This is a genomic window from Arthrobacter sp. USHLN218, from assembly GCF_037144715.1.
Classification (GTDB): domain Bacteria; phylum Actinomycetota; class Actinomycetes; order Actinomycetales; family Micrococcaceae; genus Crystallibacter.
Genome location: NZ_JBBCYT010000007.1, coordinates 180,255 through 203,354 on the forward strand (window position 1 = coordinate 180,255; position 23,100 = coordinate 203,354).

Sequence of the window (23,100 nt, forward strand, 5' to 3'; positions counted from 1 at the left end):
TGTTAGACTGTAACGGCTCTTCCGGGCAGGAGGGGCGCCAGCGGTGCTGAAAGGATTCTATGATCGCAGGAATGAAGGGCAAGGTCGCGCGCCTTCTGCCTCAGCCAGTCCTGCAGACGGCTTTCGACGTGATCGAGGGGCGCACCGCGGCGCAACGCGCTGTGGCCGGACGCCTCGACAAGGCACGCACTCGCAGCGTCCGTGCCAGCCTGGAGCCGGGCTACGTTCCCCTAAGGACAGCTGACGGGATCGTCCTGGCGAGGACGGTCCGGCGGTTTTCGGCGGCCGCCGTGGCTCAGGAGAATGCGGCGCTCGCCGCCGCTGCGGCCGACGCCGCCGGGGTCGCTTACCGGCTGGAGCCCGGAACTCCGGGTGGAGGACTCCGGCTGGCCGCGGCCGCCGAGGACCTGCCTTTGATTGCCCGGGAACTGGGGCAACTGGCAGAAACGCGGGCCGTCTACGCCTGCGGGAGGGGCGGGACACCCGCCGGGCTCATCCGCAGCGCGGCTCCCGGTGAGTGGCCGCTGGAAGTCTTCGAGTACCGCTGCGCGGACGGACTGGTCCTGTCCGGCAGCGAGCTGGCCTGCCAAATCGGCCCCACCGGCGACGCGCTTCCCCTGGCGGGGATGGACGAGTTCACCGACCCGGTGGACATCGTCTACACCTGGGTCGACGGCGAGGACCCCCGGTGGGCACGGGAGCGGGAGGCCGCCTGGGCGCGGATCCATCCGGGTACCGTTAACCCGCACGCGGCCAACCCGGAGCGCTACCGCTCCCATGACGAACTGCGCTACTCCCTGCGCTCGATCGACTACTACGCCCCCTGGGTCAAACGGATCTTCCTGGTGACGGCAGGCCAGGTGCCGCACTGGCTGGACACCGGTAACCCGCGGATCACCGTCGTCGACCACTGCGAAATCTTCCCGGCAGAGGCGCTGCCGACCTTCAACTCGCACGCGATCGAGGCCAGACTGCATCGGATTCCGGGCTTGAGCGAGCATTTCCTCTACCTGAACGACGACGTATTCTTCGGGCGCCGGGTAGGCCCGGAACGGTTCTTCCACGGGAACGGCCTGTCGAAGTTCTTCCTCTCCGAACAGCGGATCCCTGCCGGGGGAATCTCGGCGGCCGACCTTCCGGTGGACAGCGCTGCCAAGCGCAACCGCGCACTCCTGGAGGAACGGTTCGGCAGGACAGTGTCCCGCAAGTTCAAGCACGCCGCACACGCGCAGCGTGTCAGCACGCTGCGGCGGATCGAGCAGGACTTTCCCAACGACCATGCCCGGACCACCCGGTCCCCGTTCCGGAGCCCGGAGGACATTTCCATTCCGTCGTCGCTGGCCCACTACTACGGTTACGGGATCGGCGCCGCGGTTCCCGGGACCATTGACTACCGATTCTGCGACATCTCGGAGCCCTCGGCGCCGGTGAAGCTGCTGCGCCTGCTGCGCAACCGGGACGCCGACGTATTTTGCCTTAACGAGACCGGTCCGGCCGACGTCGCTCCCGAACGGCAGGACGCGATGCTGAACGACTTCCTGGAAGCCTATTTCCCGGTGCCCGGTTCGTTTGAACTAGGAGAAGAATGAACACGCCCTCATTGATATCGAAGGCCAAGGCTAGGGCCGAGCAGGCGCTCGATCCGAGGTCCAATTCCGCACGGCGCGAACTCCATGAGCTCAGGGTCGTCCAGTCCGGGACCGCGGCTACGGTGGAATTCACCCTGAGTCCGGGCTTGGCGCCGGCCGCCGTCTGGGCCCTTCACCGCGAGGCGGGCTGGATCCGGCTGGCCGACACTGCCCGTGCCGCCAAGGCATCCGGGCATCCGGCGGCTACGGAGGGGGTCACCTACCAAGCGGAACTGGATCTGGCGCGCTTCGCACAGGAGCTGCCGTCCGGGTTCGGAATCGACGAGGCCGAGAGCGCTGCAGGTGCCGCCGGATCGGGTATCGCAGCGGACGCGGAAGGGACCACGGAGACCAGTGCCGACGCGGATGGGGAAGGCGCCGGCCAGGCCGGCGCGGGGGCGGACACGCCGGTTACCGCCGACACGGCGGCCGCCGCGGACTCCCAGGGCGCCGCCGTCGCGCTTTACCTTGAAGTTGCCGCCGCCGCCGCGGATATCCCGCGCTATGCCCGCGATATCCGCTCCGATGAGGCAGGGCAGCCGCTGAAGTTCGCGGAATTCCGGCAGCTTCGCGATGCGGACGGGCCGGAATTCCCCGACGAATGGCGGGCCATGATCGGGCTCGGACGCTTCATGTCGACGAACGCCGGCAGGTTCGAGGCGGTCGAGTCGGGGGCCAACCGGGCCCAGCTCTACATCAATCGCAACGGCTATCTCGCGCTGGCCCTGAACCGCACGCTGAAACCGTACAACGCGGTGTATGTCCGCAAATTGTCGGTCGACGGCGGAATCGTGAGCTTCACCGGACGGCTCGTGACGCGGCATGGAACGGCGTACCGGGCCGAACTCGTCTTGCTGGGACGGGATACCGGGACGCGCTATTCGACGGCGGCAACGCTCCAGCTGGACGAGCGCACCGTTGTGGCGCGATTCGGCCTGCGCGAGTACGGGTTCGAAGCGAAGCTGGACTTCGCTCCCTACCCGGACGAACAGCTCGCGGGGGAAACCATCCTCGATGCCTGGCTGGAAGTACAGGAAGAGCCGGGCGCCGAGCCCGTCCGTACCCGTGTGGGCAAGACCAAGTACCTGACCCGCAAGCTGTCGCACGCCGGGTGGCAGCGCCGCGGCACGAAGACCCTGCTGCTGACCCCTTACTACACCTTCAAGGCCAAGAAGACCTCCTTCCATGTGGAGTTGCTGGATGCCGGAGCCTTCGAACATCTGCGTCGCCGGACGCGGATTCCCCTCCAGCCCCAGCGGCGCCCGGGGAGCAAACCCGTCTGGCTGATCGGGGAGCGGCCCTACAAGGCCCAGGACACCGGCCTGCACTTCTTCCGCTACATGCGCACGGAGCATCCGGAGATCGACGCCTACTACGTGATCGATCCGGAGTCGCCGGAGAGGCGCAATCTGGATGGGCTGGGGAACGTGGTGGCCTTCCGCTCCAAGCAGCATTTCGACCTCGCCCTGCGGGCCGAGCGGTTCATCGGTTCCCACCACCCGGATTTCCTGTATCCGACGCGAATGCCGCAGTTCCGGCGGACGGTCGGCGGCGTCAAGGTGTTCCTGCAGCACGGTGTCATGGGCACCAAATGGATGGTGCCGAACTACGGCAAGAAGTCCGCCGGCTTCGATACCGATCTGTTCATCGTCAGCTCCGACCGGGAAAAGGAGTACATCGTCGATGACTTCGAGTACCCGGCCAAAGACGTCGTCGTTGCGGGCCTGTCGCGGTTTGACGCCTTGTTTGCCGGCGATGTCGCGGTGAAGAAGAACCAGATCCTGATCATCCCCACCTGGCGGGACTGGTTGACGCGCCCGGAACTGTTCACCGAGTCCGAGTACTTCCAGCAGTGGAACGAACTGCTGCATGACGAGCGGCTGCGCAGGATGGCGGTCGAGCATGATGCAGAGATCGTTTTCTGCCTGCACCCCAACATGCAGCAGTACCGTAACTACTTTGCCGATGCTCCCGCGCGCGTGATCTCGCAAGGCGAGGTCGACGTGCAGCACCTGCTGAAGGAGAGCGCGGTCATGGTGACCGACTACTCCAGCGTCGGATTCGATTTCAGCTTCCTCGAAAAGCCGGTCCACTACTTCCAGTTCGACCGGGAGCGGTTCCTCGGGCGCAAGGGATCGCACCTGGACCTGGACGCGGAACTTCCCGGCAAGATCGCTTTCGACGCGGATACCTTGCTCGGCGACCTCGAACAGTCCCTGCAATCGGGGTGCGTCATGACGGAGGAGTATGTCCGGCGCTCCCGCAGGTTCCTGACGTTCAAGGACCGCGACAACTCTGCACGCATCTTCGAAGCGGTCCTCCATGCCAAGCCGGCCGAATCACGTATCCGCAAGCTGGTCGACCCCGAACTCGGCGAACGGGTCTTCGGCCGGTTTCGCCGCAGCCGCTTCTATTTCCCCTCGATGCGGCGGTTCTACTCAGCCGCGCTCCGCCTGCCGATGGACGAGGAGCTGATCGTCTTCGAAAGCGGGATCGGCAAGCAGTACGCGGACAGCCCGCGCTACATCTACGAGGAACTGGTCCGCAGGAATGACCCGCGGACCAAGGTGTGGGTCTACCGCGGCAAGCTGCCGGTAAAGGACGATCGCACGAAGGTGGTCAAGCGGCTGTCGCCCCAGTATTACTGGTACCTTGCCCGCGCAAAGTACTGGGTCAACAACCAGAATTTCCCGTTCTATATCCGCCGCCGCAAGAACGGCGTCATGGTCCAGACCTGGCACGGTACGCCGTTGAAGCGGATGCTGCACGACCTCGACGAGGTCCACGGCCGGGACGAGGGGTACCTCGACCGCGTCAGCCAGGCCGTCCGGCAGTGGAGCGTCCTGCTGTCGCCCAGCCCATACGCCACCTCGGCTTTCCGCAGCGCCTTCGAATTCAGCGGCCGGGTGCTGGAAACCGGCTATCCGCGCAATGACATCCTCGCCGACGAGTCCGCCGAAGAGCGGGGTGCCGAAATCAAGCGGAAGCTGGGCATCCCGGAAGGCAAACGCGTTGTCCTCTATGCGCCGACTTTCCGCGACTCGCAGAGCAATGGCAAGGGACGGTTCCATTTCGAGATGCCGTTCGATGTGGAGGCCTTCCACGAACGGTTTGGCTCGGACGCGGTGCTGCTGCTGCGCATGCACGTCCTGGTCAGCGGGAACATCGTGATTCCGGACAGTGCACGGGAATCGGTCCAGGACGTTTCCGGATACCCGGAGATCCAGGAGCTGTACCTGGCCAGCGACGTCCTGATAACCGACTATTCGTCAGTCTTCTTCGACTTTGCCATCCTCCGTCGCCCCGTCGTTTTCTACGCCTACGACCTGGAGCTCTACCGGGACACGCTGCGCGGATTCTACCTGGACTACAGCGCCGAGCTGCCCGGGCCCGTCGTCGACTCCGAGGCCGGCCTCTACGCCGAACTGGAGAAGGCTTTCCAGCCGGATGCGGACCGCGACCGTCGGTTGGAGGCCTTCGTGGCCAAATTCGCGCCGCACGACGACGGCCACGCGACGGAACGCGTCGTAGACGAGCTGTTCGGACGGATCGAGCCCCGACGTTAGCGGTTTCCCCGAGCCGGGAACGGGAAGCGGCTCGGCCCTGATCGGACGCTGACCGGTCCTAGGTCCTCCCCTTTGATTCGGGAGTACCTAGGACCGTCCGAGTGCCGGGCCGGACAGCAACGCAGGCAGTGCGGCCTTATCGGCCCTTCAGCCCGCGCGCCCAACGGCGAAGCCAATGGGCCCCCTGGGCGGACCGCTTATTGTCCTGGTGACGGACCGAGAATGAGCCGTGCTTCGTCGCATACACCTTGAACGCGGGATGGTGCACGATGTGCGGATCCCCGAAAACCAGTCGCTTCTCGGCCTGATGGCCCGGAGAAGTGATGTAGGCGTCGAATATCGCCCCGGGGTGGCTCTTGGGCAGTTTCAGCCGCCACTGTCCGTCGACCAGGTCCGCCTGGGCCGCGTACTGGCCATTTCGCCGGCGGATGGTCAGCTTGGTGTCGGGATGCACCCTATGGCCCGCAGCCAGAACCAAGGTGTTTTCGTCCCACTCCGCCCGTAGTACGGGGACCAGCGCTGAATTGTCTGCACGGACCTTCCGGGACGGAGCGGAAAGAACTTCCGTCCAATTCGCTGCGAATTGATCCGTATCGAACCGGTCCAACGTGCTGACACAGGCCTTGCCCATGCTGGACCGCAGTTCCGTATCCTGCATCAGCCGCAGGATTTTCCTGGCCAGCCCGTCGCTATCCTCGAAATCCGCCAGGTACCCGTTTTCCCCGTCGACGATGACGTCCCGCGGCCCGTAGTTGGAATCGTAGGCCGCCACAGGTACACCGAACGACATGCTTTCGAGCAGGATCAGCGGAAAGCCCTCCGAGGCGGATGTGAGCAGGGTCGCACACGCCGAACCATAGATCTCTTCCGGATTGTTGGTGAAGGGCATGAAGCGCACCTGCTCCGCCACGCCCAGTTCCTGGATCAGGTCGTGGATCAGTTGCTCTTCACTGTCTTTGTAGCCGAAACCGAATACTTCCAAGGTTGCAGCCGGATTCGCGTCAAGGACTTTCCGGAAGACGCGGATGGCCTCGTCCAAGCGCTTCTTGGGATGGGTGCGGGCAACCAGGATGAGCCGGTTATGGTCGGTGGCCAGCTCGGACTTCCTCGCCGGAGGCGCGACCTGGGGGATGACAGTCAGCCGGTCGGGGTGGCCGAACTGGGCGGCGATGTCGGCCCTCTGCGCTTCGGTCAGCAGCACCATGGCATCGTAAGCATCGAGCCGAGCCAGAGTGGAGCGCCAATTGTCGCTGACCTCTGCTCCCCGAACATACGGCCGCTCAAGGTGGTTGCTGTGCACAGTGACTATCTTGCGAAGATCCGGGTGCTTGATCCTGCGGATGACCTCGTCGAGGTTATGGCGGGGCAGGATCGGCAGGTTCTCGCGAAACTCGGTGGTGATCGCAGCGCTGGAATGCCTTGCAAGGAGTTGTTCAAACGCATAGGTGTACAACTTGGCGGTGTTGGGGAAGTGCTTTGTTTCCCGTCCGAACAAGTAGCTCTGGCCCCAGTCCTTGCTTCCGGGTGCCTGCCAAATCGTCAGGAAGCACCGTGCGTTCCGTCCTATGTAGCGCTGCACGGCGACCCCGTCCTGAACCGTCGGGTAGTGAACGACCCGGACGACCCGGCCCGCTCCATCCATCTCCTCCCGTTTGACCTTGACCCTTTCATCGTTGAAGTGGTCGATGTACATGGGGGTGCCGTCGTCCGCCACCCGGACGAACAGTTTCAGCAGGCCATCGTGAAAGTACCGGAAGATCTGGGTATTGCTGCGGTCCTGGACCGCTACCAGCTGGTCTTGGTGCGGGAGCGCGACGACGGGGCGCGTATCGAGGGACGGGCTGGGGTCGAGGACATTCAGGACACTCCACACCTGCACGTCTTGGTGTAGATGGCCCCCGGCCTTCATCTCAGCGACGTCGCTTTCGAGCCGGGGCTGGAAACCGAGGACATCGATGTGCACGCCGTCAAATGCAGCGTAGGTTTTTAGCGTGTTCGCACGGTCGCGAACTGCCTTCACCAGTCCGCCGCGGCGAAGGGCGAGGGTGCTTACCGGGAAATGTACGTCTGTTGGCACGAGTAGACAATACCCGAGGAGCTCAAAAGGGCTTTAGGTACAGGCAACTCGGTGGAAGTGCCGACGGGCAAAATGCGGACTCACTTATGGGCCGAATCAATGAGCGCCCCGGACAGGAATCGAACCTGCGACCAAGAGATTAGAAGGCTCCTGCTCTATCCGCTGAGCTACCGAGGCTTGGCGAAGCTCCGCCAGTCAGCAAGTTTATCCCGATCCGGCCGCGATCCCGAAAGCGGCGCGGCTCTTCCTCCACAGGGCGGACGATGTGCGAATAGTCCACAGACGTTGGGCGAGGCCTGGTCCGCCGCCGCCGCCGCTAACAGACTGATCTTGCCGGCAACAGGGCCGGCAGGAACGGAAGAGGGCTGGATATGACCGAGTACATTACGGTCCGCGGTGTTGTCGGAACCGAAGTGGAAGCAGGGCTGACTAACGGCGGGACGCAGACGGCCAACTTCAGGCTGGCCTCTTCGGAGCGCCGTTTGGAGAAGGATCAATGGGTGGACAAATCAACCAACTGGTACCGCGTGGAGGCTTACCGCTACCTTGCGCAGAACATTGTCCACAGCCTGAAGAAGGGCGACCGGGTGATCGTGACCGGCAAACTGAGGCTGCGTCAGTGGGTCCGCGAGGACGGCCATCAGGTCACCTCACCGGAAATCGATGCGGAGTCGATCGGCCACGACCTCAAGTGGGGCACGGCGAAATACTCGCGCAACGTTTCCCGCGGTTCCGGTGCCCAAGGTGACGGCGATGCTGTTCCCCGGCCCGTCTTCGCCGCGGACGGGGAATTGCGCCCTGAAGTGCAGGCTTCGGCTGTCCGCTCCTGGGACCTGGGGGACGGGGAGCCGCTGGAGGGGGAGCCGCAGGACGACGAGTACATTGCGGAGGAGTCTGAGGGGCCAGTGCGGGCTGCCGGTTAACGCATCCACCGGCATGAAACAATGTCGGCGTGACCCATCAGCGATCTCTCCCAGCGTCCGTTCGTCTTGGCCGGCTAGCGAGCGTGTTGGCAGTCTGCCTCGCTCTTGCTGCCTGTTCGACGGGCTCGGAGTTGCCGGGACCGGAGGCATCCGGCGACCCGGCGCCCGCTCCTGCCCCTACGTCGGAGTCGGGGCAGGAGGCGGGCACGGAGCCAGCAAGACCGGAGCCCGCGGTGAAGGTGTCCGAACGTAAAGTCCGCGCTGAGCTCGAAGACCTGGCGGGGAGGACACCGACGCCCACGAGTGATCAGATGGTCGCTGCCCTCGCCACGGCCGGGTTAAAGAAGTCCGAGGTGGAAGTATCGGCCGATATCACTCCCACCGGCCTGGCTGTCGACGCCATTGAAGCTGCCGCACCGGTCGACGACAACTGCATCGTGGGCCAGGTGCGGGACGGCAAGGTGGCAATCTCTGTTCTGCCGGTCCTCGACAGCGGGAAGTGCTTCGTCGGAGGCGCCGCCTAGCAGCACAGCCCGCCATTATGCCGGGGGCCGCGAATATGTGTTCTGGCGGCGCACCCACTAGCCTTGAGGGCATGGCGGAATTCATTTACACAATGACCAAGGCCCGCAAGGCCGTTGGTGACAAGGTCATCCTCGATGACGTGAGTATGTCCTTTTTCCCGGGCGCCAAGATCGGCGTCGTGGGTCCGAACGGCGCGGGTAAGTCCACGATCCTGAAGATCATGGCCGGACTCGATACGCCGTCCAACGGTGAAGCGCGGCTGAGCCCGGGCTACAGCGTCGGGATCCTGCTCCAGGAACCGCCGCTGAACGAAGAGAAGACCGTACTGGGCAACGTCCAGGAAGGCGTCGGCGAGATTTACGCCAAGATCCAGCGGTTCAACCAGATCTCCGAAGAGATGGCCGCACCGGACGCGGATTACGATGCCCTGCTCGAAGAGATGGGCAAGCTGCAGGAAGCCATCGACGCTGCCGACGCGTGGGACCTCGATTCCCAGTTGGAGCAGGCCATGGACGCCTTGCGCTGCCCGCCGCCGGATGCCGACGTCACCGTGCTCTCCGGTGGTGAGCGGCGCCGCGTGGCGCTGTGCAAGCTCCTGCTCCAGAAGCCGGACCTGCTGCTGCTCGACGAGCCCACCAACCACCTTGACGCCGAGAGCGTCCTCTGGCTGGAGCAGCACCTGAAGTCCTACGCCGGCGCAGTCCTCGCGGTCACCCACGACCGGTACTTCCTGGACCACGTTGCGGAATGGATTGCCGAAGTGGACCGCGGCCACCTGTACCCGTACGAAGGCAACTACTCCACGTACCTGGAGAAGAAGCGCGCCCGCCTGGAGGTCCAGGGCAAGAAGGACGCCAAGATGGCCAAGCGCCTCTCGGAGGAACTGGAGTGGGTCCGTTCCAACGCCAAGGGACGCCAGACCAAGTCGAAGGCCCGCCTGGCCCGGTACGAGGAAATGGCCGCGGAGGCGGACCGTACCCGGAAGCTTGACTTCGAAGAGATCCAGATTCCGCCGGGACCGCGCCTGGGTTCGCTGGTTGTCGAGGGCAAGAACCTGCAGAAGGGCTTCGACGACCGCCAGCTGATCGATGGGCTCTCCTTCTCGCTGCCGCGCAACGGCATTGTCGGCGTCATCGGGCCCAACGGTGTGGGTAAGACCACCCTGTTCAAGTCGATTGTCGGCCTCGAGGAACTCGACGGTGGCGAGCTGCGCATCGGTGACTCGGTCAAGATCTCCTACGTGGACCAGAGCCGCGGCGGCATCGACCCGAACAAGACGCTGTGGGAGGTCGTTTCCGACGGCCTCGACCACATCCAGGTCGGCCAGGTCGAGATGCCCTCGCGCGCCTACGTCTCGGCCTTCGGGTTCAAGGGCCCGGACCAGCAGAAGAAGGCAGGCGTGCTCTCCGGCGGTGAGCGGAACCGGTTGAACCTGGCGCTGACCCTGAAGCAGGGCGGCAACCTGCTGCTGCTCGATGAGCCCACCAACGACCTCGACGTCGAAACCCTCTCCAGCCTCGAAAACGCGCTGCTGGAATTCGCCGGCTGCGCCGTGGTGATTTCCCACGACCGCTGGTTCCTTGACCGGGTGGCCACCCACATCCTCGCCTACGAAGGCACCGAGGAGGAGCCGGCCAACTGGTACTGGTTCGAGGGCAACTTCGAGTCCTACGAACAGAACAAGGTCGACCGGCTTGGCGCCGACGCCGCCAAGCCGCACCGGGTGACCCACCGGAAGCTGACCCGCGACTGACGGACCGGACCGCCCACGTCCTCAGGAAGGACGGACCGGCCGGCGCCGCACGGTGAAGTTTTCCCCGGAAGCGGGACTGTGAAATTCAGTCCCGGCTTCCGGGGAACACTTTTTTGCAGGCACGTAATTCCTTTTGCGGGCACGCAATTCGTTGATTCCCCGCGATTTCCCGCGATTTCCCCGCGGCCGTAGCGGGGTGTGGCTTTCTGCGGGGGAGTCAGGCATCCACCGGGTCGATGGTGTCGATCGGAACGCGCATCATGCCCTCCTGCGCTATCGTGGCGACGAGTTCTCCCGATCGGTTGAAGACGCGGCCCACGCCGAGCCCGCGGGCGCCCGAGGCGCTGGGGGAGTTCTGCACGTACAGCAGCCATTCGTCGGCCCGGAACGGCCGGTGCCACCACATTGCATGGTCCAGGCTGGCGAACTTCATCCCGGGGCTGATCCACGCGATGCCGTGCGCCCGCAGGATCGGCTCGAGCAATGTGTAGTCGCTGGCGTAGGCGAGGGCAGCCCGGTGCAGATCCGGATTGTCCGGCAGCGGCCCCTTGGCCTTCATCCAGACTGAATTCGTGGGCGTGTGTTCCCCTTCGGCGCTGATGTACAGCGGGCTTTGGGCATGACGGATGTCGAAGGGCCGCTGGAACGCCCATTGCTGCGCGATGGGGTGGTCGAACTCGCCCAGCAGGTCCGCGGTGCTCGGCAGGGATTCCGGATCCGGAATCCCATCGGGGAACGGCTCCTGGTGGTCGAGCCCGGCCGCGGGTGTCTGGAAGGAAGCGATCATGGACAGGATCGGCACGCCGTTCTGGTAGGCATGGGTCCTCCGCGCGGAGAAGGAGCGCCCGTCGCGCAGACGCTGCACGCCGAACGTGATCGGCTCGTTCGCGTCGCCCGGCCGGAGGAAGTAACCGTGCATGGAGTGGATCTCCCGGTCCGAGCTGACGGTGCGGACCGCAGCAAGAATCGACTGCGCCAGGACCTGTCCGCCAAAGACGCGTCCATGCGGCTGCGGCTCGGAGATGCCGACGAAGATCTCCTCGTCGGTGCGGGCACCTTCCGCCTCGGACAGGTCCAACAGCTTCAGCAGTCCTGCTACTGGATCGGTGCGTTGCTCAGAAGCAGTCATGAAGTCTCCTTGCGGTGTTACCCCGCGGTAGTAACGGGCTGGTGTCGAGCCTAGTGAGTCCCCGGGCGCTGCTCAACCGGCGGCCGCGGTTCGCGCCGCGGAAAGCGCACCTGAGAGGATGGGAGCATGGCCCACGAAACACGGTTCCCGATCCAGCTTCGCTTCAGTGACATCGATTCCTACGGGCACGTGAACAACGTGACCTTCCTGAGCCTGCTGGAGACCGCGCGGGTGCAGTTGCACGATCTGCCTGAGGCGGAGGCAGAAGCCGAGGCACGGGCAGCCAAGGACGACGGCGGCGGCGCGGGGACAGGCGGCAGCGTCCCCTCGAGTGCCGGGAGCGATATGGCCGGAGGCGCAACGCTAAGGGATCTGTCCGGGCCCGGCAACTACACGCTGGTGGGGCGGCAGGAGATCGAGTACCTGGCGCCGCTGCTGTACCGTCCGGAGCCCGTCTATGTTGGGGTTCGGGTGACCGACCTGGGACGTTCCAGCTTCGAGCTGGGCTACACGGTGGCCGAGCGGGACGAGTCGACGGTCTACGCCGTCGCGGCCGCCACCATGGTCCTCGCCAGCCGCGAGACCGGCCGCCCGGTGGCGCTGCCCGAGGCGTACCGGCAGTCGCTGGAACAGTACCGGGGCGCGGAAGTACCCTTCCGGCGTCGTTCGCGGCAGTCCGCAGGTGCGTGACGCCATGGCCCGCACCGCAAGCCTCACCCTGGCGGACCCGCAGGTCGCCGCAGACTTCCGCACGTTCGTCAGCCGGGCACGGCGCGTCAACGACGGCGCTGTCCACTTGCAGGCGTGGGGCCAGGTGCTGGCGGCCTACGTGTGCATTATGAAGCCTTCGTCGCTGGGGGAGGCGACGCCCACCGTCCTGGGCCTGCGCACCATGGGCCTTGGGGCGCCGGCCCAAGCGGAGGCTACGGTGTCGCTCGCGGCGGTGGCGGACCGGCTGGCGCGGATGGACGGCAACGACGTGGTGCTGCCCTTGCCGCCGATGGAGGTGCGCGAGTCGTGGACCGGCGTGCTGCCGCCGCGTTCGGGCTGGGAGCCCGCTGGATCGGTCGCGGCGGACGTCCTCGGCGCCGCGGCGGCGGCGGGGATGGCCGAGGTGTCCCGGACGGTGCCGGCGAACCCTGGACAGCTGATGGTCAACACGGCCCGGAACGCGGTCTGGGGCCGGGACCTCGAACTGCCGGCGGGAACCCGGATTCCGGGCGGCATCCCCGCCGGCGCCGCGTTTGCTGCGTTCTCGCTCGGCTTCCTGGGCACGGAGGAACCCGCCATGCTGTTCGGCAACGGACGCTGGCTCCGGCTCAGCACGTCCCGGGGGCATGTCCTGGCACGCAGGGCGGTCTCTCTGCAGGACTAGGCGCTGTTGACCATGGAGTGGGCGGCGCGCTCGAAGTAGTCCCAGAGCGTCTGCTCGTACAGCGGCGGCAGCTCGAGCGAATCCACGGCTCTGCGCATGTGGTGCAGCCAGCGGTCGCGCGCCTCGAAATCCACCTTGAACGGGTTGTGCCGCATACGCAGCCGGGGGTGGCCGCGCAGCTGGCTGTAGGTGCCCGGGCCGCCCCAGTACTGCTCGAGGAACATCCGCATCCGCTCAGCGGCGGGACCGAGGTCTTCCTCCGGATACATCGGGCGCAGGACTTCGTCCTCGGCGATGCCTTCGTAGAAGACGTCCACGAGCTTCACGAACGTGTCGTGGCCGCCGACGGCGTCGTAGAAGTTGTCCGTGTACTCCGGCTGAGTGAAGGCCTTGGCCGCGGCCGGTGTCGGGGTGAGCGTGGCGAGCGGCCGGCCGAGCCCGGCCTGCCCCGGCGCGGGGGACGGGGTCCCGGCGGGAACAGGGGTCGGTCCAACGCCGTGCTGCTGTTCGGTCATCGTGCTCCTAGCGCGGTCAGGGTGCGTGGTTCCATTCTTCCAACCGGCGGCGCGGTCCGCGAATTCCCGGGCCGCGGCAGGCCGCCCGGTCAGCGGGCTCCCTGGGCCGTACGGACGCTGGGCTGATGGTGGACGGGGAAGTTGACCGAGCGGGCGATGAAGCAGAGCTTGTTGGCGTCCGCATGCAGCCTCCGCGCCAGCTCGCTCTGGTCGGGATCGCTGATGGTCACGGTCGGGCGGAGCGTGGCGGACGTCATTTCCCCGCTGCCGTCGCGGTTCACATGCAGGATCGCCTCGGCGTCGTCCGTGTACTCGGTGACCAGGATCCCATGGTTCACGGCAACGTGAAGGTAGGACAGCATGTGGCACTGCATCAGCGCGGTCAGCAGCAGCTGCTCGGGGTTCCACCGGTCCTTGTCGCCGTGGAAGACCGGGTCGGCCGTCCCGGCAAGGTCCGGCAGGCCGGCCGCGCGGACGATGTGGTCCCTGCCGTAGCCGCGGTAGCTCGACGTTCCGGTGCCGCGGTTGCCGGTCCACTGCAGGGACACGTGGTAGCGATGATTGCTGAGGTCCATGCCTCCATTCAACCAGCCCGCGGCGGTCAGCGGCAGGCCGTGATGCGGTACAGGGCGGCGGTTCCGCTGGCATCGAGGAGCTGGAACCCCTGCGTGTAGTCGACCTTGCGGAATCCGGGCCACTGCCGGCCCTTGACCTTCCGGTGTGCGGGGGCGGCGCTGTCCGCATACACGTACTGCGCCCCGATCCGCTCCAGTGCGTCGCAGACCTCGGGATCGGTCAGGATGTTTTGGAAATGGTGCCGCAGGTACTCCTCATCCTCGGTTCCCTTGTTGGCCACCATCTGCGGGAAGACCACGTGCCGTCCGGTCAGCGCGTACAGGTGGGGCAGGCCGTTGAACGGATCGCCGATGACGACGGCGTCGGCGGGCAGATCGTCCTTGAGCGACCGCATGAAGTCCTCTTCGCCGGCGGACAGCGGCCGGCCCTGCGGACGCGGATCTACGGAGTACGGGGATGAGCTGGCGTTGTAGCGCTGCTGGTAGCGGAAGTCTCCGGTGGCGGGATAAATCACCGCGAGGGCGACGACTCCCACGAGTCCGGCCGCCAAGTGCTGGCGGCCCGGGGGATGGTTGAGCGCGGCGACAGGCTTGACCAGCAGCCGTCCGGCCGCGGCCAGGGCGAGGGCGGCAAACACGGCGCCCAGCATCAGCACGAGGGGCAGGATCCTGGCCGGTTCCTTGTACCAGAAGCCCGCGAGCCAGCGGAACGGCTTCTCGTCTCCGGCGGCCAGCACGAAGATGATGCCGGCGAACGCCATGCCGGCGACGGCGGGCCGGGCCCGTTTGCTCCACAGGGCGATGATTGCGCCGGCCACCATGAGGACCGCGATCGGGTAGTCATAGGAGCCGGGCACGGAGAACCGGTGGTCCGGCTGGTTCGGCAGGTCGAAGACGGCCCAGAGGACGGCCTCCTGCCATGGCGCGTAAGGATTGCGCGGGTAGTTGATGACGCCCTCAAGCACGTTCGAGCGAGCCAGGAAGAAGGACATCCCGACGAGCAGGAGCACGGTAAAGGCAGCCCAGCCCAGGCCGCGGCGCCGGTCGCGCTGCCATTCGCGCCGGATGGCCAGGACGACGAAGCGGATCATGTAGACGCCGGCCAGCGCGAGCAGCCCGAAGAGGGCCGAGGGGTGGATCCAGATGGTCCCGGCGGTCACCAGCAGCAGCGCCAGCAGCTCGACCACGATCCGGCGCCCCCTCCCGGCCTGGGGCGCAGGGAACTGCATCTCGATGCCGAGCGCCAGGACCGCGGGGATGAGCGCCGTCGCGAAGGCGGCCGGCCATTGGCCCTTCGTGCCGATCTGCAGGTAGGGGAAGGCGAGCAGTGCCGAGCCCACCAGCGGGGAGAGCACCATGACGGCCGGAAGATTCGGGAACAGCGCCTTGCCGAGGTAGGCCAGCGAGACCGGCCAGATGACGGCGGCGATGATGATGCAGGCGACGTTGCCCGCCACGACGACGTCCCCGGGAGCCAGCGACACCAGGGCATGCCAGCCGGTCGGGTAGAACGACGGCGTTCCGCCGCCGAAGATCGGCAGCACGCTCCAGGGGCTGGCCTGCCCGTTTTCCTTGATCCATTCGAGGACGTTGACGTGGTACGTGGGGTCCCAGACCTGCGAGACCAAGCCGGGCGACCCAATCCCGGCCATCATGGTGGACGCGATGATGACAGCAGCGGCAGCCAGGCTGCAGCCGGCCAGCACCTTGACCGGACGCGGCAGGGGATTCTGCTGCTCGGGAGCCGGCGGGCGGACCAGCCGGCCCACGAGGAAGGCCACGGCGGCCGAGACGAGGACGGCTGCCGCCGCGCTGGCCGGGGTCCAGCGGATGCCGGTGAACAGGCACGCCATGGTCCCCAGGGCCGCGACGGCCGCCGACGCGGCAGGGGCAAGGGCGACGGACTGGAACGACGTGAGACGCAGCCCTGTCAGGACCAGGAATCCCGGCAGGTAGAAGGCCGCCAGAACGGCCAGTGCGGGAACCAGCGCATCAATCCAGCTCACTGATGGAGTCCCTTCGGTTTATCCCGACATGACCGCACGCACGGCAAATCATGCCGAAAATGAAGGGGTTCCACAATCAGCAAGTCTAGACAGAACATGTCTGCCGCGGCTCATCCGCGGCAGACATGCTGCTGGTCCCTGAGGCTAGCGGTCCGCGGCCTGGGCCCGCAGGGCGCGGACGATGCCGTCCCGGTTCTCCAGGACCAGGCGCCGCAGCGACGGCGATTCGGAGCCAAGCTGGCCGAGGAACTCATCGGTCAGCCCAACGGTCTCCTCGGTCGTCAGGAGGGAGGGGTACAGGCCGACGGCGATCTGCTGGGCGATCTCGTGCGTCCGGCTGTTCCAGACGTCCCTGACCGCGGCGACGTAGGCCGCCGCATACGGCTCAAGCAGCGTCCGGTCATGGACGCGGTTGAAGCCGGCGATGATGGACTGCTGCGTCGCGTTGGGCAGGTCCGTGTTCACCACGACGGCGTTCCAGGCCTCCGCCTTGGCGCTCGCCGTGGGAATGGCGGCCTTCGCCAGGGCGGCGGCCCGGGCTCCGGTTGCCGTGGAGTCACGCTCCAGTTCGGCGTCGATCTCAGCCTGGCCGAATTCGCCGCCGGCGACGAGCGAGGTGAGCAGTTCCCAGCGCAGGTCCGCATCCACGGTCAGCCCCGGAAGCGTGCGCTCGCCCGAAAGCAGCGCCGCCACGGTCTCCAAGTGGGCCGACGAGCGGGCGTGGGCGGCGAAGGCTTTGACGAACTGGAGCTGGTTGTCGGAACCGGCCTCGGCGCCGTCGCTCAGTTCCCAGAGCCGCTGCGCCGTGCGGCCGGTCAGCTCGTCGCGGTGCTCCGGGTTCACGTAGAAGGACAGCGTGGTGGCGAGCTGGCGGAGCAGCACCATGACCACGGAGGAGTCCGTCTCGTACGCGATGTTGTTCAGCACCAGCTCCACGTACTCGCGGGCGGGGCTCTCGCCGTCGCGGGTCGCGTCCCACGCCGAGGCCATGACCAGGGTCCGGGGCAGGGAATGGCTGATGTCCTTCAACCGCGTGGTGGAGGTGGCCAGCGACTTCTCGTCCAGCCTGATCTTGGCGTAGGCGAGGTCGTCGTCGTTGAGCAGCACCAGGTCGGGCCGCTGCAGCCCCGCCAGCGCCGGAACCGCGGTCCGCTCGCCGTCGACGTCGAGCTCCTCGCGGTGGGTGCGCACCAGCTTGCCCGCGGCATCGGCGTTGTAGAAGCCGACGGCGAGGCGGTGCGGGCGGATCGTGGGGAAGTCCGGGACCGCGGACTGGAGGATCGCGAACGAGGTGATGGTGCCGCCGTCGTCCGTTTCAATCTCCGGGCGGAGCGTGTTGACCCCGGCCGTCTCCAGCCACTTGGCCGCCCACTCCTTCAGATCGCGCCCGCTGGAGGCCTCCAGCTCGGTGAGCAGGTCCTCCAGCTCCGTGTTGGTCCACGCATGCTTGTGGAAGTATTCGCGGACGCCGGCCATGAACTCCTCCTGGCCCACCCATGCCACCAGCTGGCGCAGCACGGAGGCGCCCTTGGCGTAGGTGATGCCGTCGAAGTTGACCTGGACGTCCTCCAGGTCCTTGATCTCGGCGACGATCGGATGGGTGGAGGGCAGCTGGTCCTGGCGGTAGGCCCACGACTTCTCCATCGAGGCGAAGGTGGTCCAGGCCTGCTTCCACTCGGTGGCTTCGGCGGCGCAGAGCGTGGACATGAACTCGGCGAAGGACTCGTTCAGCCACAGGTCGTTCCACCAGCGCATGGTGACGAGGTCGCCGAACCACATGTGCGCGAGCTCGTGCAGGATCGTGATGGCCCGGCGCTCCACCATGGCGTCCGTCGGCCGGGAGCGGAAGACGTAGTTCTCCAGGAAGGTGACCGCACCGGCGTTCTCCATAGCGCCCGCGTTGAACTCCGGCACGAACAGCTGGTCGTATTTAGTGAACGGGTAGGCCCTGCCGAACTGCTTCTCGAAGAACTCGAAGCCCTGCCGGGTGAGCTGGAAAATGTTCTCCGCGTCCATGTACTGCATGAGGGACTTGCGGGCGAAGACGCCGAGCGGGATCGTGCGGCCGTCCGAGCTCGTGAGCTCGCTGCGCACGGACTGGTAGGGGCCGGCGATAAGCGCGGTGATGTAGGAGGAGACGCGCGGGGTGGGTTCGAACGACCAGGTGGACCGTTCGATTCCGTCCGGGGCGGCGCCGGCGGGCACGGGGACGGGGGTGGGGGAGTTCGAGACGACGTCCCAGTGCGACGGGGCGGTCACGGTGAACCGGAAGGCGGCCTTCAGGTCCGGCTGCTCGAACACGGCGAACATGCGCCGCGAGTCCGGCACCTCGAACTGCGAGTACAGGTAGACCTCGTTGTCCACCGGGTCCACGAAGCGGTGCAGCCCCTCGCCGGTGTTCATGTACAGGGCGTCGGCCTCGACCACCAGTTCGTTCGACTCGGCGAGCCGGGGCAGCTGGATGCGCACGCCGTCGGAGACCTCGGCAGGATCGAGGTCGACGCCGTTGAGCGTCACCTTGTGCACCGTCTCGGTCACCGCATCGATGAAGCTGGAAGCACCGGCTGAGGCGGAGAACCGCACGACCGTGGTCGATCCAAACACCTTGGCGCCGCGGGTGAGGTCCAGGGTGACGTCGTAGGATTCGACGTCCAGCAGCGCCGCGCGCTCGCGGGCCTCGTCACGGGTGAGATTCAAACCTGGCACGGTGGGGCCTCCAAAGTCGGACTGGGACGGGACGAGGGTCCTCTCGCGCGGATACGTGAAAGAACCCTTGAATAAGACCGCCATTCTCTCACTTTCCGCTCCGGAGGCCACCAGATGATGGAATGTGTCCCCGCGGCGGGCGGCCAGGGCGGCGGTCCCGTGGAATGCCGACCTAGTAGGCTTGAAGCCGAATTCTCCCCGCCACCGACGAAGGATCTCCATGCGCGTCCACATTGCCACCGACCATGCCGGCCTGGAACTGAGCCACCACCTGATCGAGCACCTGGGCGGGAAGGGCCACGAGGTCATCGACCACGGACCCAAGGAATACGACGCCGAGGACGACTACCCCTCGTTCTGCATCGATGCCGCGCTCGCCGTCGTGGCGGACGAGGCCGCGGGCACCGAGGCCCTCGGCATCGTGCTGGGCGGCTCCGGCAACGGCGAGCAGATCGCCGCGAACAAGGTCAAGGGCATCCGCGCCGCCCTTGCCTGGAACCTCGAGACGGCAAAGCTCGCCCGCGAACACAATGACGCGAACGTCGTCGCCGTCGGGGGCCGGCAGCACAGCGTCGAAGAGGCAACCGCCATCATCGAGGCTTTCCTCGCGGAACCGTTCAGCCAGGCCGAGCGGCACGTGCGCCGCATCGGCAAGATCGCGCACTACGAAGAGACCGGCGAGGTCCTCGCCTAGAGGCGCGGCAGACCATGCCCGAAGGCCACTCCATCCACCGTCTCGCCGCGCAGTTCGAATCCGTCTTCGCGGGCCAGGCCCTTGCCGTGAGCAGCCCGCAGGGGCGGTTCGCCGCCGGTGCGGCGCTCATCGACGGCCACAAGCTGGAAACCGCGCAGGCGCACGGCAAGCAGTTGTTCCTCCAGTTCTCCAACGCCCTCATCCTGCGCGTGCACCTCGGCCTCTACGGGGCCTGGGACTTCGGCGGGGACAGCACCTTCCGCGGTGCGTCCAGCATCGGTGCTCCGCGCCGGGTGGGGGAGCGGGAAACCTACGACGGCGGCGCTCCGGCCGTGTACGACGGCCCGCCCGCGCCGGTGGGCCAGGTCAGGGCGAGGCTGGTGTCGGACCACGGCTGGGCCGACCTGCGGGGCCCCACCGCGTGCGAGGTCATCACCGAGGCCGAGCGGGATGCCGTCGTAGGGAAGCTGGGACCGGACCCGCTGCACCCGCACTCGGACCCGGAGCAGTTCGTCCGCCGGCTCACGGCGAAGGGGAGCGCGGCCGGCACCCTGCTGATGGACCAGTCGGTGGTCGCCGGCGTCGGCAATATCTACCGGGCCGAAAGCCTGTTCCGGCAGGGCATCAGCCCGTGGGCACCGGGGAAGTCCCTCTCCGAACGGCAGACGCTGGACCTGTGGCGGGACCTCGTGGCGCTCCTGGCGGACGGCGTGCGGGACGGCCGCATCGTGACGACGAGGCCCGTCCACCGGTCCGCCGCCGAGGGCCCCGCATCGCCGGCGGACGCCCACTACGTCTACCAGCGGCAGGGGCTGGCCTGCCGGGTCTGCGGCACGCCGGTGCGGCTCGAGGACATGGGCGGACGGAAGCTCTACTGGTGCCCGGGCTGCCAGGGCGGCCCGGCCTGAGGCGGCGATTTGTGAACCAGGCCGGACGTCGTGCTAAAGTTTCAACGTCCTGGGGATGTAGCTCAATGGTAGAGCCTCAGTCTTCCAAACTGATTACGCGGGTTCGATTCCCGTCATCCCCTCTGCGCGAAAAGGCGGGTCCGCAAGGGCCCGCCTTTTTTGTGTACGCGGCTTTTTTGGCCGCACCCAATTGTGCACGGGCACGGCTTTGGCCGTAGACTTGCCTGTGCACTACGGGGCGTAGCGTAGTGGCTAGCGCGCCTGCTTTGGGAGCAGGAGATCGCAGGTTCGAGTCCTGTCGCCCCGACTCTGTATGTGTGGTGCAGATCCCATCCAATAGCAACAGGAGTTCTAACGCTGTGAAGAGCGCTGTCGAAAACCTCACCCCGACCCGGGTCAAACTCAATGTTGAGGTTCCCTTTGAGGAACTCAAGCCCAGCATCGATGAGGCCTACAAGACAATTGCCTCCCAGATCCAGGTTCCTGGCTTCCGCAAGGGGAAGGTCCCTGCCCGCCTGATCGACCAGCGCGTCGGCCGCGGCTACGTCATCGAAACGGCCATCAACGAGGGCCTGAACGGCTTCTACCAGGACGCCGTGCAGGAAAGCGGGCTGCGTCCGCTGAGCCGCCCCGAGGTGGAAATCACCGAGGTTCCGGATCCCGCCGCCTCCGAGGGCCAGCTGGCCTTCCACGTCGAGGTCGACATCCGTCCCGAAATCGAGCTGCCGGAGTACGCCGGCCTCGAGGTCACCGTCGAAGCTGCCGAAGCGTCGGACGCCGACGTCGAGAAGGCGATGGATGACCTGCGCGGCCGGTTCGGCACGCTGAAGACCGTTGAGCGCCCCGCGGCGGCCGACGACTTCATCACCATGGACCTGAGCGCCAAGGTGGACGGCGAAGAGGTGGACTCCGCTGCCGATCTCTCCTACCAGGTCGGTGCCGGCACCATGCTGGACGGTCTGGACGAGGCCGTCACCGGCCTGAGCACGGGCGAGGACGCCACCTTCATGACCAAGCTGGCCGGCGGCGAGCACGCCGGTGATGAGGCCGAGGTCAAGGTTGTCCTGAAGGCCGTCAAGGAGCGCGAGCTTCCCGAGGCCAACGACGACTTCGCACAGCTTGCCAGCGAGTTCGACACCATCGCCGAGCTGAAGGAAGACCTCGCCAAGCAGGCTGCCGACAGCAAGGTCATGGAGCAGGGCGTCGCGGCCCGCGACAAGGTCCTGGACAAGCTGGTCGAGCTCATCGAGGTTCCGGTTCCGGAATCCGTGATCGAGGAGCAGCTGGAACAGCACTTCCGCCCGGAGAACAGCCACGGCGAAGACCACGACACCGACGAGCACCGTGCCGAGGTCCGCGAGAACACCGAGCGCGCCTTCCGCAACGAGATCATCCTCGATGCCGTGGCCGACAAGGAAGAGGTCGGCGTCAGCCAGGCCGAGCTGATCGACTACATCGTGTCCTCCGCCAGCCAGTACGGCATGGACCCGAACCAGTTCGCACAGCTGATCGACCAGAGCGGCCAGGTTCCGATGATGGTCTCCGAGGTCCGCCGCCGCAAGGCGCTGGCCAAGGTGCTGGAACTGGCGAAGGTCACCGACAGCAACGGTGCCGAGGTCGACCTGTCGGACTTCGTCCGCCCCGCCGGCGGCGAGGACGAGAGCAACGTCGAGGAAATGATCCAGGCTGCCGAGGCAGAGGCCGACCAGGCCGCCGGCGCCGAGGACATCGAAGAGTCCGCGGAGGAAGTTTCCGCCTCCGAGGCAGAAAAGAAGTAGCGGCCCAAGGCCGGACAGGCGGACCGCCGGGTTTCCCGAAAGGGACCGGCGGTCCGCCGCTTTAACGCCTCCGGGACGTGCTCCGGCGTCGTAATCCTGCCGGAAGCAGAGCCGCCGGCGGCGCCGTGACGGGACCGATGCGCCGTCAGCGAACAGTGCGGCGTCAGGGAGGAATCGGGCAGCCGAACACGTTACTGTCCAAGTAAGTAAACGCCCCGAGGGCCGCCGGAGAACGGCAACTGCCCGGGGAAGAAGCGAGAGGTATTTCAGCATGTCGAATGAATCCGCCACTCCGATGATGGCTACGGTCGATCCGGCCAGCCGCGAAGACTACATCTACAACCGGCTGCTCAAAGAGCGCATCATCTGGCTGGGCTCCGAGGTGCGCGACGAAAACGCCAACGCCATCTGCTCCCAGCTGCTCCTGCTCTCGGCGGAGAACCCCGAGAAGGACATCTACCTGTACATCAACTCTCCGGGCGGTTCCGTCACGGCGGGCATGGCGATCTACGACACGATGCAGTTCATTCCGAACGACGTCGTCACGGTGGCCACGGGCCTGGCCGCGTCGATGGGACAGTTCCTGCTCTCGTCCGGCACGAAGGGCAAGCGCTACGCCACTCCGCATGCCCGTATCCTGATGCACCAGCCCTCCGGCGGCATCGGAGGCACGGCGTCGGACATCAAGATCCAGGCCGAGCTGATCCTCCACATGAAGCGGGTCATGGCGGAGCTGACGGCCGAGCAGACCGGGCAGTCGGTCGAGCAGATCCTCAAGGACAATGACCGGGACAAGTGGTTCACGGCCGAGGAGGGCCTGGAATACGGCTTCTTCGACCACATCTCGGCCCACGCCGGCGGCGTGACCGGCGGCGGCGGGACGTCCCAGGATTCGTGACGGCGGCTGGCAGCCGACTTCCTTCCAGACCTTCACAAGCAGGA

17 protein-coding genes and 3 tRNA genes are annotated in these 23,100 nt (G+C 66.4%); 13 read left to right on the forward strand and 7 right to left on the reverse strand.

The annotated features are described in order from the left end of the window. Positions 1 to 59 precede the first annotated feature (59 nt). Positions 60 to 1,589 (forward strand): stealth family protein, encoded by a 1,530-nt coding sequence (locus WFH44_RS16525; protein ID WP_336715048.1) that lies wholly within the window; start codon positions 60 to 62, stop codon positions 1,587 to 1,589. After that, on the forward strand, positions 1,586 to 5,194 hold the full coding sequence (locus WFH44_RS16530) for a CDP-glycerol glycerophosphotransferase family protein (RefSeq protein WP_336715050.1): 3,609 nt from the start codon (positions 1,586 to 1,588) through the stop codon (positions 5,192 to 5,194). Before WFH44_RS16525 ends, WFH44_RS16530 begins: the two co-directional genes overlap by 4 nt. A gap of 136 nt (positions 5,195 to 5,330) precedes the next feature. On the opposite strand, the gene WFH44_RS16535 is transcribed toward WFH44_RS16530, so the two are convergent. Together WFH44_RS16535 and WFH44_RS16540 are read right to left on the reverse strand one after the other, a co-directional pair. Then, positions 5,331 to 7,271, reverse strand: a complete 1,941-nt coding sequence (locus WFH44_RS16535; RefSeq protein ID WP_336715052.1) for a glycosyltransferase — start codon at positions 7,269 to 7,271, stop codon at positions 5,331 to 5,333. 104 nt (positions 7,272 to 7,375) lie between these two features. Further along, positions 7,376 to 7,448: transfer RNA gene (locus tag WFH44_RS16540), tRNA-Arg, on the reverse strand. A 194-nt stretch (positions 7,449 to 7,642) separates the two neighbouring features. Between WFH44_RS16540 and WFH44_RS16545 the strand changes: the two genes are divergently transcribed. The 3 genes from WFH44_RS16545 to ettA all read left to right on the forward strand — a co-directional run bounded on the left by WFH44_RS16545 (position 7,643) and on the right by ettA (position 10,472). Next, positions 7,643 to 8,194 carry a single-stranded DNA-binding protein gene (locus tag WFH44_RS16545; protein ID WP_336715054.1) on the forward strand — a complete coding sequence of 184 codons (552 nt, stop codon included), beginning with the start codon at positions 7,643 to 7,645 and terminating at the stop codon, positions 8,192 to 8,194. Positions 8,195 to 8,433: 239 nt separating this feature from the next. Further along, positions 8,434 to 8,718 carry a DUF6993 domain-containing protein gene (locus tag WFH44_RS16550; protein WP_442892926.1) on the forward strand — a complete coding sequence of 95 codons (285 nt, stop codon included), beginning with the start codon at positions 8,434 to 8,436 and terminating at the stop codon, positions 8,716 to 8,718. Between the two features lie 71 nt (positions 8,719 to 8,789). Further along, positions 8,790 to 10,472, forward strand: coding sequence for an energy-dependent translational throttle protein EttA (gene ettA / locus WFH44_RS16555; RefSeq protein WP_336715056.1), 1,683 nt, complete (start codon positions 8,790 to 8,792; stop codon positions 10,470 to 10,472). A 217-nt stretch (positions 10,473 to 10,689) separates the two neighbouring features. On the opposite strand, the gene WFH44_RS16560 is transcribed toward ettA, so the two are convergent. Further along, entirely contained in the window at positions 10,690 to 11,601 is a 912-nt protein-coding gene (locus tag WFH44_RS16560) for an acyl-CoA thioesterase (protein WP_336715058.1), read from the reverse strand. Between the two features lie 126 nt (positions 11,602 to 11,727). Between WFH44_RS16560 and WFH44_RS16565 the strand changes: the two genes are divergently transcribed. Next, positions 11,728 to 12,291: an acyl-CoA thioesterase gene (locus tag WFH44_RS16565; RefSeq protein ID WP_336715059.1), complete on the forward strand. Its 564-nt coding sequence runs from the start codon at positions 11,728 to 11,730 to the stop codon at positions 12,289 to 12,291. Between the two features lie 4 nt (positions 12,292 to 12,295). Further along, on the forward strand, positions 12,296 to 12,976 hold the full coding sequence (locus WFH44_RS16570) for a hypothetical protein (protein WP_336715060.1): 681 nt from the start codon (positions 12,296 to 12,298) through the stop codon (positions 12,974 to 12,976). Here the strand turns inward: WFH44_RS16570 and WFH44_RS16575 are convergent. The 4 genes from WFH44_RS16575 to pepN all read right to left on the reverse strand — a co-directional run bounded on the left by WFH44_RS16575 (position 12,973) and on the right by pepN (position 18,769). Further along, positions 12,973 to 13,491: a globin gene (locus WFH44_RS16575; protein WP_336715061.1), complete on the reverse strand. Its 519-nt coding sequence runs from the start codon at positions 13,489 to 13,491 to the stop codon at positions 12,973 to 12,975. The genes WFH44_RS16570 and WFH44_RS16575 overlap by 4 nt on opposite strands. A gap of 89 nt (positions 13,492 to 13,580) precedes the next feature. Continuing rightward, a complete protein-coding gene (locus WFH44_RS16580; protein WP_336715063.1) occupies positions 13,581 to 14,066 on the reverse strand; it encodes an OsmC family protein in 486 nt (161 codons plus the stop codon). 26 nt (positions 14,067 to 14,092) lie between these two features. Continuing rightward, positions 14,093 to 16,072 carry a DUF6541 family protein gene (locus WFH44_RS16585; protein WP_336715065.1) on the reverse strand — a complete coding sequence of 660 codons (1,980 nt, stop codon included), beginning with the start codon at positions 16,070 to 16,072 and terminating at the stop codon, positions 14,093 to 14,095. Between the two features lie 144 nt (positions 16,073 to 16,216). Beyond that, entirely contained in the window at positions 16,217 to 18,769 is a 2,553-nt protein-coding gene (pepN, locus tag WFH44_RS16590) for an aminopeptidase N (protein ID WP_336715219.1), read from the reverse strand. Positions 18,770 to 18,998: 229 nt separating this feature from the next. Between pepN and WFH44_RS16595 the strand changes: the two genes are divergently transcribed. From WFH44_RS16595 to WFH44_RS16620, 6 genes are all read left to right on the forward strand, one after another. Then, complete coding sequence (locus tag WFH44_RS16595) at positions 18,999 to 19,472, forward strand: ribose-5-phosphate isomerase (RefSeq protein WP_336715067.1); 474 nt, start codon at positions 18,999 to 19,001, stop codon at positions 19,470 to 19,472. Positions 19,473 to 19,486: 14 nt separating this feature from the next. Further along, the gene (locus tag WFH44_RS16600) at positions 19,487 to 20,380 is read left to right on the forward strand and encodes an Fpg/Nei family DNA glycosylase (protein WP_336715069.1); all 894 of its coding nucleotides are present in this window, start codon (positions 19,487 to 19,489) and stop codon (positions 20,378 to 20,380) included. A 51-nt stretch (positions 20,381 to 20,431) separates the two neighbouring features. Next, a tRNA-Gly gene (locus WFH44_RS16605) sits at positions 20,432 to 20,502 on the forward strand. 112 nt (positions 20,503 to 20,614) lie between these two features. Continuing rightward, positions 20,615 to 20,687, forward strand: a tRNA-Pro gene (locus WFH44_RS16610). A 52-nt stretch (positions 20,688 to 20,739) separates the two neighbouring features. Next, the gene (gene tig, locus WFH44_RS16615) at positions 20,740 to 22,158 is read left to right on the forward strand and encodes a trigger factor (RefSeq protein WP_336715071.1); all 1,419 of its coding nucleotides are present in this window, start codon (positions 20,740 to 20,742) and stop codon (positions 22,156 to 22,158) included. A gap of 298 nt (positions 22,159 to 22,456) precedes the next feature. Further along, on the forward strand, positions 22,457 to 23,056 hold the full coding sequence (locus WFH44_RS16620; RefSeq protein ID WP_264796956.1) for an ATP-dependent Clp protease proteolytic subunit: 600 nt from the start codon (positions 22,457 to 22,459) through the stop codon (positions 23,054 to 23,056). The last annotated feature ends 44 nt before the right edge of the window (positions 23,057 to 23,100 follow it).

What these genes read in the sequence shown, in the direction of transcription:
- WFH44_RS16525 (WP_336715048.1), top strand. Translation starts at nt 60, where the DNA reads ATGATCGCAGGAATGAAGGGCAAGGTCGCGCGCCTTCTGCCTCAGCCA.
- WFH44_RS16530 (WP_336715050.1), top strand. Translation starts at nt 1,586, where the DNA reads ATGAACACGCCCTCATTGATATCGAAGGCCAAGGCTAGGGCCGAGCAG.
- WFH44_RS16545 (WP_336715054.1), top strand. Translation starts at nt 7,643, where the DNA reads ATGACCGAGTACATTACGGTCCGCGGTGTTGTCGGAACCGAAGTGGAA.
- ettA (WP_336715056.1), top strand. Translation starts at nt 8,790, where the DNA reads ATGGCGGAATTCATTTACACAATGACCAAGGCCCGCAAGGCCGTTGGT.
- WFH44_RS16560 (WP_336715058.1), bottom strand. Translation starts at nt 11,601, where the DNA reads ATGACTGCTTCTGAGCAACGCACCGATCCAGTAGCAGGACTGCTGAAG.
- WFH44_RS16565 (WP_336715059.1), top strand. Translation starts at nt 11,728, where the DNA reads ATGGCCCACGAAACACGGTTCCCGATCCAGCTTCGCTTCAGTGACATC.
- WFH44_RS16570 (WP_336715060.1), top strand. Translation starts at nt 12,296, where the DNA reads ATGGCCCGCACCGCAAGCCTCACCCTGGCGGACCCGCAGGTCGCCGCA.
- WFH44_RS16575 (WP_336715061.1), bottom strand. Translation starts at nt 13,491, where the DNA reads ATGACCGAACAGCAGCACGGCGTTGGACCGACCCCTGTTCCCGCCGGG.
- WFH44_RS16580 (WP_336715063.1), bottom strand. Translation starts at nt 14,066, where the DNA reads ATGGACCTCAGCAATCATCGCTACCACGTGTCCCTGCAGTGGACCGGC.
- WFH44_RS16595 (WP_336715067.1), top strand. Translation starts at nt 18,999, where the DNA reads ATGCGCGTCCACATTGCCACCGACCATGCCGGCCTGGAACTGAGCCAC.
- WFH44_RS16600 (WP_336715069.1), top strand. Translation starts at nt 19,487, where the DNA reads ATGCCCGAAGGCCACTCCATCCACCGTCTCGCCGCGCAGTTCGAATCC.
- WFH44_RS16620 (WP_264796956.1), top strand. Translation starts at nt 22,457, where the DNA reads ATGGCTACGGTCGATCCGGCCAGCCGCGAAGACTACATCTACAACCGG.